The following is an 11,679-nucleotide window of genomic DNA, read 5'->3' on the forward strand; positions in this document are numbered from 1 at the left end:
CCGGGACGGCGAGGCTGATTGTTCTGCCCGGCGGGCCCCGGCGTCAAGGGTTATGGATGCAGCGCGTTCAGCTGGCGGGCGATGATGTCGTGGTTCAACCACAGCACTGGTGCAATCTTTTCCGATGCGCCATGGAACATCAGCGGGCCGGCGCCTTCCAGCACCAGGCTCGACAGGTGATCGGTGATCAGGGCCTTCTTGTCCTTGTGCAGGCCGGTGATGGCTTCCGAGGTGCCGATCATGACCTCGGCCAGGGCCGGGGTGTTGTCCATCGGCCAGGCTTCGAAGTTGCGGAACTGGGCGCTGGTGACGTCCTGGTTGTATTGCTCGATGGTGTCGAGCAAGGACTGCAGCGAGGTGCCGTCGCCCAGCAGGTCCTGGCAGATTGCCCATTGCTGGTCTGCCCACGCGCCGCCGCCCTCCTTCTTCAGCGCGGTGAGCAGCGGGAACAGCGACAGTTCCACGCCCACGAAGATGTCCGACGAGTTCGTGCGGATTTCCGGGCAGTTGAACACCGTCGCCGTCACGCCCGATTTCCAGGCGGCTTCGGCGATGCTTTCCAGGCGCATCTTGGCGTAGCCTTGGGTGTAATTGGTGTAAGTCTGCCACTGGTACTCGCCGCCGATCAGGATCTCGGTGCCGTGGTAGCCGTAGGCGGTGTAGCGGACTTCGCCGCCGGCTTTCGTCACGCGCTCGCGGATCGGGCTTGATGCATCGATCAGGTACTTCAGCGTGTTGGCGCTGACTTCGTCGAAGTTCATCAGGATCAGCTTGCCCAGGTCGCTGTCGAGCAGGGCGCGCGAGGACATGAAGCGCTCGCCGCGGCCTTTATAGATGCGGTTGGCAATCGCCAGGAAGGCCTTGATGCGTGGAATGCCGCCAGCCATGGTGTGGGCGAAGAAGACGTTCGCGCCTTCCGGCACCAGCTTGTCGACTTCGGCCATCACTTGCGCGGCGGACTCGGTGAAGCGGCGCACGCCGGCTTCGCGGCAGCGCTCGATCTTGTCCCAGTCCAGCTTGTCTTCTTGCCAGCTTTTCAGCGTGATACCCGACAGCATTTCGGTCGGGTTCTGCTCGCCGTCCGGGGCGTCCATGTCGAAGCCGGCCATCAGCGGCACGTTGATGATGCGTCCGCCCAGTTTTTCCTCGGCTTCGGCGTGTTCTTCAGTGGTGAGGGCGCGCAGGGCGCCATTGTCGTCACGGCGGCCGACGGTGATGCCGACGATCGTCATGCCAGCCGCGCGCGCCTCATCGATCAGGCCGTTCACATAGCCGCGGCCGAACAGTTCGCCGAACAGGACGAAGACGTCGCCCTTGCGGAACACGTTGGCTTCTGGAATATGGCGGAGGGGATTCAATTCGGTCATTTTATTATCTGCCTATCAAAAGAGTTTGTAGGGGGCGTCTCAGGCGCGAAGTTTCTGAATAAAAACACGGCATTATAACGCCGCCTCGGCCCGTGGAAAGCGGATTTCCAGGGGCCGAGGAGCAGGTGAGCGGCCCTGTTATAACGTGGATTGGGCCGTCTCTTGTTGTCGGATCTTAGCGGATGCGCATGCCCGGGGTCGCGCCCGGCATCGGGTCGAGCAGGTAGAGACCCGGGTTCGCCTTTTCGTCGGCGCTCGATGCGCACAGGACCATGCCTTCGGAAATGCCGAACTTCATCTTGCGCGGCGCCAGGTTGGCCACCATCACCGTCATCTTGCCGATCAGGTCTTCCGGCTTGAAGGCCGACTTGATGCCCGAGAACACATTGCGGTGACGGCCTTCGCCCACGTCCAGCGTCAGGCGCAGCAGCTTGCCGGCGCCTTCCACATGTTCGCAGTTGACGATCCTTGCCACGCGCAGGTCGATCTTGGCGAAGTCGTCGATGCTGATTTCGGGCGCCAGTTCCTCGATGGCGTCGGCTGCCGCAGGGGCCGCCAACGCGCCAGCCGGGGCTGCATCAACGCTTTCGGCTGCGGCTGCCGGTTCCGGGGCCGCATCCGACGCCGGGTTGGGCGCCGGCGTGGCGACGCCCGGCCGCTCGAACAGATTCTCGATCATCTTGGCATCCACACGCTGCATCAGGTGGCTGTAGGCGCCGATGCTGCGGCCGAGCATGCTGTTGTACGCAGCCTCGCCCTGGGTATCAAGCCAGGTATGGCCGGCGTCGCCCAGGAATTCGGCCACGCGCGCCGCCACCTGCGGCAGTACCGGCGACAACATGATGGTCAGCTGGCGGAACAGGATCAGGGCGACCGTGCAGACCTCGTGCAGCTCGGCGACTTTGGTCTCGTCCTTGGCCAGCAGCCAGGGCTTGTTCTCGTCGACGAACTGGTTCGTGACGTCGGCGATTTCCATGATCTCGCGCAGGGCGCGGCCGTATTCGCGTGCTTCGAAGGCGGCGCCGATCGATACCTGGCGCTCGGCGCCATCGACGGTCAAGGCTTTCGCGATCCAGGCCTTGGCGTTATCCGACAGTTCGGACGCCAATTTGCCGTCGAACTTCTTGGCAATAAAACCGGCGCAGCGGCTGGCGATATTCACGTACTTGCCGATCAAGTCGCTGTTCACGCGGGCAACAAAATCGTCGCCGTTGAAGTCCAGGTCCTCGACTTTCGCATTCAGCTTGAACGCCAGGTAATAGCGCAGCCATTCCGGGTTCATGCCCAGTTCCAGGTAGCGCAGCGGCGAAATGCCGGTGCCGCGCGACTTCGACATCTTTTCGTTGTTGACCGTCAGGTGGCCATGCACGGCAACTTTCAGCTTGTCGATGATCGGGTGGCCCGAGAAGTTCAGCATCGCCGGCCAGAACAGCAGGTGGAAGGAGACGATGTCCTTGCCGATGAAGTGGACCTGCTCGGCGTCCGGGTCCTTCAGGAAGGCGTCGAAGTCGAGGCCGTTCTTGTCGAAGTAATTCTTCAGCGAGGCCAGGTAGCCGACCGGCGCGTCCAGCCAGACATAAAAGAACTTGCCCGGCGCATCAGGAATCGGAATGCCGAAGTAGGGCGCGTCGCGCGAAATATCCCAGTCGGCCAGCTTTTCGCCGGCTTCGCCCAGCCATTCCGAGACCTTGTTCACCATTTCCGGCTGCAGGCGGCCCGGGGTGTTCAGCCACTCCTTAAGGAAGGTGAAGCAGCGCGGGTCGGACAGCTTGAAGAAATACTGTTCAGACGGTTTCAGGATCGGGGTCGAGCCGGTGAACACCGAGAACGGGTTGATCAGTTCGGTCGGCTGGTAGGCGGCGCCGCAGACTTCGCAGTTGTCGCCGTACTGGTCCTTGGCGTGGCAGGTCGGGCACTCGCCCTTGATGTTGCGGTCGGCCAGGAACATGCCTTTCACCGGATCGTAGAAACGGTCGACGGTTTTCGTCACGATCAGGCCGGCATCGCGGAGTTGACGGTAGATGCCTTGCGAGAGCGCGACGTTTTCCGGCGAATCCGTGGAATACCAGTTGTCGAAGGCGATGTGGAAGCCGTCCAGGTATTGCGGGCGGCCGGCGGCGATCTTGGCCACGAATTCCTGCGGGGTGATCCCTTCCTTTTCGGCGGCGATCATGATCGGCGTGCCGTGGGTGTCGTCGGCGCAGACGAAATGTACCTGGCGCTCTTGACCACCATCGCGTTGCATTCGCTGGTAGCGGACCCAGATGTCGGCCTGGATGTATTCCATCATGTGGCCAATATGGAAGGCGGCGTTGGCGTAGGGCAGGGCAGTGGTGACGAACAGCTTGCGGGTCATGGGCTAAGCGCTAAGGAAAGGATGAAAGAGAACATTTTACCAGCGGATGTCCACAAACGCATGGTGGGTATTTCAGGGAGCTGCCGCGTTTTGATGCCCCCGCCCGAGGCGACGCCTCGTTTTTTGCTACACTGCGCGCATCACATTGGAGAAATACATGAGCATCACTGCAGACGACGTCAAGACCGCCCTGTCACAGCTTGTCGATCCTAATACCGGCAAGGACTTCGTGTCTTCGAAATCGGTCAAGAATATCCAGGTCGAGGGCGCCGATGTCGCTTTTGACCTCGAACTCGGCTACCCGGCAAAAAGCCAGGTCGCGTCGTTGCGCGCGGCCGTCGTGAACGCCGTCAAGGCCATCCCGGGCGCCGGCAACGTCAGCGTCAGCGTGCAGACCAGGATCCTGTCGCACGCGGTGCAGCGCGGCCTGAAAGTCATGCCGAACGTGAAGAACATCATTGCCGTGGCATCGGGCAAGGGCGGCGTCGGCAAGTCGACCACCGCCGTCAACCTGGCGCTGGCATTGGCTGCCGAGGGCGCCAGCGTCGGTGTGCTGGACGCCGACATCTACGGCCCATCGCAACCGATGATGCTGGGCATTAACGCGCGTCCGGAAAGCCTGGACGGCAAATCGATGGAACCGCTGGAAAACCACGGCGTGCAGGTGTCCTCGATCGGCTTCATGATCGACCCCGACGAGCCGATGGTCTGGCGCGGCCCGATGGTCACGCAAGCGCTGCAGCAACTGCTGGAGCAGACCAACTGGCGCGAACTCGATTACCTGATCGTCGACATGCCGCCAGGCACCGGCGACATCCAGCTGACCCTGTCGCAGAAAGTGCCGGTCACCGGCGCCGTGATCGTCACCACGCCGCAGGACATCGCCCTGCTCGATGCGCGCAAGGGCCTCAAGATGTTCGAAAAGGTCGGCATCCCGATTATTGGTGTCGTGGAAAACATGAGCACCCATATCTGCTCGAACTGCGGCCACAACGAAGCGATCTTCGGCCATGGCGGCGGCGAAAAGATGTGCAAGGACTTCGGCGTCGACTTCCTGGGCGCGCTGCCTTTGACCATGTCGATCCGCGAGCAGACCGATTCGGGCCGCCCGACCGTGGTGGCCGATCCGGATGGTCCGGTAGCGTCGGTCTACAAGCAGATTGCGCGCAAGGTGGCGGTGAAAGTCGCGGAGCGTGCCAAGGACATGAGCAGCAAGTTCCCGAGTATCGTGGTCCGGAACGACTGATTCATTAAAACCCTGCAATAAAAAAAGGCGCCATTCATGGCGCCTTTGCATATCTGGAGGGCGTCAGCTCGCCGCCGTCTGCCTGCCCAGGATGGTGACGCGGTCGCACCATTCCTGGAGGATGTCCTCGTTTGCGCCCTGCATGACGCGCAGGCGGTGCTTCTTGAGATGCTCGCGCTCGTAGGCGCTGTCCTGGAGTTCGACTTCCAGGCAGCGCTCCTTGCCGCTGATAATCCTGGCGCTCGCGCCGGCGAAACTGCCTTGCCAGGTGCCGGCGCTGCCGACGCTCAGGCCGCGCCCGTCGCGGTCGGCGGCGATGAACCAGTTGATGCGGCCTTCGTTTTGATTGCCGGCGCGGAACTCGCCGCGCATGCCGGCTTTGTCGAGCAGTGCCGTGATGCGCTCCTCTACCTGGCGCCGCAGCGCGGCCAGGCGTTCCTTTTCCGCCGCCGCGGCCTCCGCCGCCACAGCCGCCTGGCGGTCGCGCTGCTGCTGGATCAAGGCTCGGCCGCGCGTCCGGATCTCGCCCTCGAAGGCGGAGCGGGCCTCCTGCACGCGCGCGGCAATGCCTTTCCACTGCGCCTGGAACTGCTCGATCTCGTGGTTCCTGACATTATCGAGGCAAAGCTTGACGCTGTCCGGCCCGCCGGTCGCAAGCTTCAGGCCCGCATAGTCACAGGGCACTTCGTGGGCGCCGCGATGCTCGAACCTGATGTCGGAAAACCCGGATGGATAGGAGTCTGATCTGCCGCTAGGCAAGGTTATGCTGACGTATTGACCATTCACCATGGCGCCGGCCGTGTCAGGGGTATAGACGGACTTCGTGTGCTTGGTAATCTCGCCAAGGTGGAACTGGTGCAGCGGCCAGGTGTTGTCGAAGCTGCGCGCCTTTTGCCATGGCGCCTTGGGGCCGCCGCCGCTACGCAGGAAGCGCAGCGGCTTGCGCCCGATCACGCGCACCATCCCTGCCTTGAAGTCGATGTGCAGTGCGAAACGCCGCCCTTCCCAGACCCATTCCTCGCCGCTGGCGATCGCCGCCTTGCTGGCCCCGGTCTGGATTTTCCAGCTCGACGATTTGTGCGGCAGGACAATCGCCAGGAAGGCAAGGGCGCCCAGGACCTGCCATTCGAGGTCGCTGACGTACCGCAGGTTGCCGGTGAAGGCGATGCCGGCCAGACGCAGGAAGAGGACCAGCACGGCCAGCACGGCCAAGCGGCCGGCCACCGGCCCGGCAAAGTGCGCCACGGCACGGTACAGCAGGAAGGGGCCGACAAAGGCTGCGATGACATGGCGCGGCGGTCCGTTGTACAGCTCATGCGTATACGCATATTCGCCGGCGTAGTAACCAAGGCCGGCGGCGACGGCCAGCTGGAGCAGGAACTTGATCATGCTTGTTGCCATATGAAAGATGGGACAGGACGGGCTGCGGGGCAGGGCAGCGCGTTCATTGCCCAAGGTCCTTCAGCACGGTCTGGTAAGGGCCGGCCTGAGGCGCCCGCCCAGCACGCGCTTCCCCGGCATACCAATCCAGGTAGCCCAGCATCTTCCCGGTTTTGAAACTAAGCAACAGCCCGTCCTTGCCGGCCCATCGGATGGCCTGCAGCGCCGTGGCATCCGAGGCGAGGGCGGCGCTGGCCTGCCGCTTGGCGCTGTCGATGGCGGCGCGGACCCTGGGCCAGTTCTCCAGCATGGACTTGGCGTTGGCCGCGGCAGCGCGGCCCTTCATGAGGCCGGAAATCATCGGCACCAGCACGCCGCCGCAGTCGACTACAGTGCCGCCGACGCCGTTCGTTGGCGTCTGGTAGCCGACCAGGCTCGCCGCCTGCAGATCGACCGCGGTGCGGCTTTTCTTGCGGCGCTGCAGGTAATCGGCCAGGAAGGCGGTCGGCGCGAAATCGGGGTTCTGTGCGCAGCGCGCCAGGGCGTCGAGCTGGCCGGCCACCGGGACCAGGGCGCTGATCGACTGCATCAGTTCCTTCTCGCGCTGCCACCCGTTCAGCCGCTCGCGCACGCGCGCATCGTTCAGCAGGCTGGCTTCGGTCTGCAGGCGGGTGCCGTTCTCGGCCAGGCGGTATTGCTGGGAGTGCAGCAGGTAGAACTGCGGCGCCGCGCCGTTGGCCCGCTCTGCGCGCCAGCAGCTGAAGGTGACGAAATTGGCCCCGGCGCCGGACAGTTCGTCGAGGTCGGCGTAGGCCTGGCCGCTCCCCAGGTTGTTCGTGCAGCCCCGGTGAAAAGGTTCGTAGCCGGCGGCGCCACGCACCACCTGGTCCATCGCGCGGCGCCAGGCGCTCCCTGGCTGCGCGTGGGCCTGCGCCGTGGCCTCGGCGTCGGCCTGGGTCGTGGCCCAGCCGCCGTCGGGCCGGAACCATTTGATGTCGCCGTCGGTGCATTCCAGGGCGCCGGGCCTGGCCATGTCGCAGCGGAAGGTGGTCTGCTCTGCGCCCAGGCGGGCGATCTTGTTCCAGAAATAGTTGGTCTTGTTCTGGGAAATGGCCAGCGCGATGCGGGTCCAGTCCTGCACCGTGGCGGCGGCGCCCCCAGGCAAGACATAGCCGATGTCCGACAGCGGCAGCGGCTGCGCCTGGCGCGTGGGATTCACCAGCACCAGTATCTCGCCCTTGCGGGTGGCGACCACGCCGTTCGGCAGCGCGACCGGCTGGTCTTCGGGCAGCTCGCGCAGCGAGGGCAGGCCGTTGACGGTGTAGGTGACCGGCTGCTGCCCTGGCTGGCGCGGCGCGATGCCGAGCAGGGTATTGATGGTGACGGGCGCCGGCGCCGCCTGCGCGCCGAGGCTGGCGGGCGGCAGGCCGAGGGGGAGGGCGCCGACTGCCGGGCTGATCGGCAGCAGGGCCATGCTCTCGGCCGGCAGGGTGGAGACGATCTTGCCGCTGCCGTCGTCGCGCATGCCGCGCAGTACGCCGTTCGAAGCCAGCGTGATGTCGACGGCATAGGCAGCCAGGCGCTGGCCGGCGTCGTACTGGGCCCAGAAAGCGTCGGCATCGTTCTTCACCAGGCCCTGGTGCGCCCGGGTGTACAGGGTGCGCACCAGGGTCTCCAGGGCTTGCCACTCCGTGGCCGATTCGATGGCGGGCAGGTCCGGGAAGCGCGGGTGGCGCGCCGGGGCAGCGCGCCGCAGCGTGACGTTGCCGCCGACCGTGAAGACGGCCGGTACCGAAGCGCTGGCGGACGCGCCGCCAGCGGCGGGCGCACCGGGTTGGCCGGGCGCCCCCGGCGCCGCGCAGCCGGACAGGACCAGGATCAGGATGGCGGCCGCTGGAGCAAGACGGGCAGGGAAGGGCAGATTGGTCATGGCCGCTTTCCTGCTCAGGAGCCCGGCTTCGGCTCGGGTTGCAGGGCCTTCTTGATGCTCGCCTCGCGCACGCTCGTCTTCGGCTCGATGGCGTGGAAATCCATCGTCAGCAGGGGCTGGCGCGTTTTCGGATCGGTCACGGCGATGCCGTCGACCACCAGCAGCGCGTTGTACTGCTGTTTTTCCGGACGCGAGGCCAGGTCGGCGATGTGCCCGAAGTAATAGCCCGGCAAGTCGACCGTGCTGGACGGATTGCTGCGCAGCTTGCTGAGGCTGGCTTCGAGCTGGCGCGCTTCGTCTTCATTCTTCGGGATGTACCAGCGCAGCTCCTCCGCCACGCCCGTACCGGCGAACTCGACCATCCAGGTCGCATGCTCGTTGTGCTCGTGCTCCTTTGGCTTCGACCAGCCATACGCCATGTCGCCACGGATCCCGGTACTGACCGGGTAGCCCTTCTTCGCGGCGTCGTAAGGGCCGATGCTCATCAGGGAGTCGCGGTCGAGATACAGCGCGTAGTGCTTTTGCTTCTTCGCCTCGACATAGGCCGCGTCGAGCTCGGCATGTTTGGTCTTGACGATGTCGGCGCGCTTGAATGCGTCTTTCTCTGCCCGCACTTCCGGCAAGAAGTCGTAGGCCAGCAAATCATAATCGCGCTGCGCGCCGGCCCAGAACACGTTGCGGTACAGCGTTTCGACCGCCGTCGTTTCGGCCTGGTCTTTCGTGCGGAAATCCTTCGACTGGTCGAGCACGATATAGCGCTCGAACGGCAGCAGCGGCTGGCGCGGCAGCAGGATGCCGCCCTGGTCGTCGATTTCCAGGCCGTTGCTGGTGAGCTTGCGCTCGGCTTGTCCCGAAGCTTGTTCGGCAGGGGCGGCGTTGTCGGCGCCCTCTTTTTTGCCGCAGGCGGCGAGGGCGAGCAGCAGGGCTGCCAGGGCGAAGGTCGAAAGTCGGGTCGAGGTCATGGCTGGTCGAAACGGATAATTATTCATACCGACCATTATTCAATGTCATCTATGCAATATCCATAGTACGTATGGCCTATGGACAAACCAAAAGTTGCTGTAGAAAATTATCTCCAATACAATCAACTTGATCCCGGGGTAACGATTCGCGGATTTTCGCCCTTCACGCCCTGCACCGATGGATAATTCAAGCAAGCTGATTCTCGATATCTACGATATCGCCCAGGGCACCGCGCCGACCGCGTGCAACGACGAGATCCTGCGCCGCTTCCGCCGCGATTTGTCGTTCGAATCGGCGCTGATCGGCGACCTCGGGATTTTTGGCGAGCGCATGATCCCGACCGGCGCCTACCTGCACAACATGCCGGCCGAACGCATCAGTGCCCGCCAGAGCACGCTGGGCGAAGAGCTGATCCTCGTCAACGGCACCATCAAGACCAGCGATCCGGCGCTGGCGGCCTCGTTCCGCCAGCGCGGCCGCAGCGTCGCCACCGATATCGAGCGCACCGCCACCGACCCGCACGTGCTGGCCTATTGCCGCAAGTACGAAACGGCGCATTCGCTGACCTGGGTCTCCGACCGCCTGGTGCAGGACCGGCTGACGGTGATTTCCTTCTGGCGCGCTCAGCGGCGCCAGGCTTTCCTGGGCAACGCCGAGCAGATCGTCAACCTGGCCATGCCGCATTTGCTGCAGGCGCGTCAGATCAATGTCCGCCTGAACGCCGCGCGCCTGCACCTGCATGCCGCGGTTACGCTGCTCAGCTCGCCACAGGGACGGCTGTATTTCGCGGTCGAGGAAGCGATCGCCCTGATGCAGGAGGAGTGGCCGGAGTGGTCGCCGCCCTTCCTGCCGGGCGCCTTGCTGGCCGCGCTCAGGAGCCGCCCGGGGATGGACTACGCCGGGCGCCGCCTGCACATCCGCGCCAAGCTCGAGCAGGCGGTGCTGACCTTGTCGGTGACGCGCCGCAGCGAAAGCGTGCACGGCCTGACTGCGGCCGAGCGGCGCTGCGCGGTGCTGGCGGCCCAGGGCCTGCAGTACAAGGAAATCGCGGCGCGTCTGCTGGTGTCGCCGAGCACCGTGCGTAACCAGCTCAGCAGCGTCTACCGCAAGCTCAACATCAAGAACAAGACCAGCCTGGCCCGCGTGCTGGAGTTGGGCGAGGTCGACGGCTAGCCGTGCAGGAACCGGGACGGCGCGACGCATCCGGCCGCCGGCAGTTATGCTCATGCCTGATCTTTTATCGGGAGGAAGGCATGAGCACGAAGTACAAGGCACTGGTCGTCGGCGCCAGCGGCATCATCGGCAACGCGCTTGTCCGCGAATTGAAGGAAAGGCCGGACTGGCAGGTACGCGCCTTGCCGCGCACCTTCGTCGACGGCGTCGAGACCATCAAGGCCGACCTGACCGATGCCGCCGCCACCGCGCGCGCCCTGGAAGCCGCGCGCGACACCACCCATGTATTCTACGCCGCACTCAAGGGCGGAGCCGACCTGCTCGACGAAGAGCGCATCAACGGCGGCATGCTGCGCAACCTGCTGGACGGATTGAAAACGGTCGGGGCGCCACTCCAGCGCGTGGTGCACTACCAGGGCGCCAAGGTCTACGGCGTGCACCTGGGCCCGACGCGGGCGCCTTTCTACGAAGACGACCCGCGCCACATGACGCCGAATTTCTATTACGTGCAGGAAGACCTGCTGCGCGAGCGCGGCGCCGCCGGCGACTTCGAATGGTCGATCCTGCGCCCGGACGTGGTGGTGGGCGACATCGCCGGCAACCCGATGAACATCGTGATGGTGATGGGCGTGTTCGCCGCGCTCAGCAAGGCGGCCGGTGTGCCGCTGCGCTTCCCGGGCAGCAATAACGTGTATAACGGCGTGCTGGCCCAGACCACCGATGCCGACTGGATGGCGCGCGCCAGCCTCTGGGCCGCGCTCGACCCGGCGGCCAGCGGCGAAGCCTTCAACCTCGTCAACGAACCTTTCCGCTGGGAGCGTGTCTGGCGCCGTGTGGCCGCCGCCTTCGACATGGAAGTGGGCTCGCCGCAGCCATTCTCGCTGGCGAAACAGATGCCCCTGAAGGCCGAGGCCTGGGCGCGCCTGGCCGGCCAGCATGGCCTGCAGACGCTGCCGTACGAAAAACTGGTGGGCTGGTGGTTCGGCGACTTTGTCTTCCATACCGAGTTCGACATGGTGTCCGACATGGGCAAGATCCGCCGCGCCGGGTTCACCGAGGCGGTCGAGACGGAAGCGACGATCGTGCGCGCGATCGAGCGCCTGCGCGCAAGCAGACAACTGCCCTGAACCGAGGCTGGGCGCCGCGGGAAGGAGCCAACCCGTCTGCATCCCCCGGGCAGAGGCACGCCTGTCGCGTATGCACCGCAGGTGCGGGCAGACCTGTGCTGCTTTGCGCCAGAATAAGTCTGGTAGGAAATTTCCTG

The 11,679-nt window shown here is 64.6% G+C and carries 8 protein-coding genes; 3 read left to right on the forward strand and 5 right to left on the reverse strand.

Features of this window, described 5'->3' with window-relative positions; translation table 11 throughout:
• Positions 1-50 precede the first annotated feature (50 nt).
• Both QWL29_RS15690 and metG read right to left on the reverse strand, forming a co-directional pair.
• A complete protein-coding gene (locus QWL29_RS15690; RefSeq protein WP_305823817.1) occupies positions 51-1,367 on the reverse strand; it encodes an enoyl ACP reductase FabMG family protein in 1,317 nt (438 codons plus the stop codon).
• Positions 1,368-1,542: 175 nt separating this feature from the next.
• Positions 1,543-3,723 carry a methionine--tRNA ligase gene (gene metG / locus QWL29_RS15695; protein WP_305823818.1) on the reverse strand — a complete coding sequence of 727 codons (2,181 nt, stop codon included), beginning with the start codon at positions 3,721-3,723 and terminating at the stop codon, positions 1,543-1,545.
• Positions 3,724-3,880: 157 nt separating this feature from the next.
• On the opposite strand from metG, the gene apbC reads away from it, so the two are divergent.
• Positions 3,881-4,969 carry an iron-sulfur cluster carrier protein ApbC gene (apbC, locus tag QWL29_RS15700; RefSeq protein ID WP_305823819.1) on the forward strand — a complete coding sequence of 363 codons (1,089 nt, stop codon included), beginning with the start codon at positions 3,881-3,883 and terminating at the stop codon, positions 4,967-4,969.
• A 63-nt stretch (positions 4,970-5,032) separates the two neighbouring features.
• Here the strand turns inward: apbC and QWL29_RS15705 are convergent, their stop codons facing one another.
• Genes QWL29_RS15705 through QWL29_RS15715 form a run of 3 tightly spaced genes read right to left on the reverse strand, consistent with a single transcriptional unit; the run spans position 5,033 to position 9,241 of the window.
• Complete coding sequence (locus QWL29_RS15705; protein ID WP_305823820.1) at positions 5,033-6,358, reverse strand: hypothetical protein; 1,326 nt, start codon at positions 6,356-6,358, stop codon at positions 5,033-5,035.
• 55 nt (positions 6,359-6,413) lie between these two features.
• Positions 6,414-8,279 (reverse strand): hypothetical protein, encoded by a 1,866-nt coding sequence (locus QWL29_RS15710; protein WP_305823821.1) that lies wholly within the window; start codon positions 8,277-8,279, stop codon positions 6,414-6,416.
• 14 nt (positions 8,280-8,293) lie between these two features.
• Positions 8,294-9,241 (reverse strand): hypothetical protein, encoded by a 948-nt coding sequence (locus QWL29_RS15715; protein ID WP_305823822.1) that lies wholly within the window; start codon positions 9,239-9,241, stop codon positions 8,294-8,296.
• 178 nt (positions 9,242-9,419) lie between these two features.
• Here QWL29_RS15715 and QWL29_RS15720 point away from each other — a divergent pair, with 178 nt between their 5' ends.
• Both QWL29_RS15720 and QWL29_RS15725 read left to right on the forward strand, forming a co-directional pair.
• The gene (locus tag QWL29_RS15720) at positions 9,420-10,415 is read left to right on the forward strand and encodes a helix-turn-helix transcriptional regulator (RefSeq protein WP_305823823.1); all 996 of its coding nucleotides are present in this window, start codon (positions 9,420-9,422) and stop codon (positions 10,413-10,415) included.
• Between the two features lie 80 nt (positions 10,416-10,495).
• Positions 10,496-11,542 carry an SDR family oxidoreductase gene (locus tag QWL29_RS15725; protein WP_305823824.1) on the forward strand — a complete coding sequence of 349 codons (1,047 nt, stop codon included), beginning with the start codon at positions 10,496-10,498 and terminating at the stop codon, positions 11,540-11,542.
• Positions 11,543-11,679 lie beyond the last annotated feature (137 nt).

Source organism: Massilia brevitalea (genome assembly GCF_030711405.1).
In the GTDB taxonomy this organism is placed as follows: Bacteria; Pseudomonadota; Gammaproteobacteria; order Burkholderiales; family Burkholderiaceae_D; genus Telluria; species Telluria brevitalea.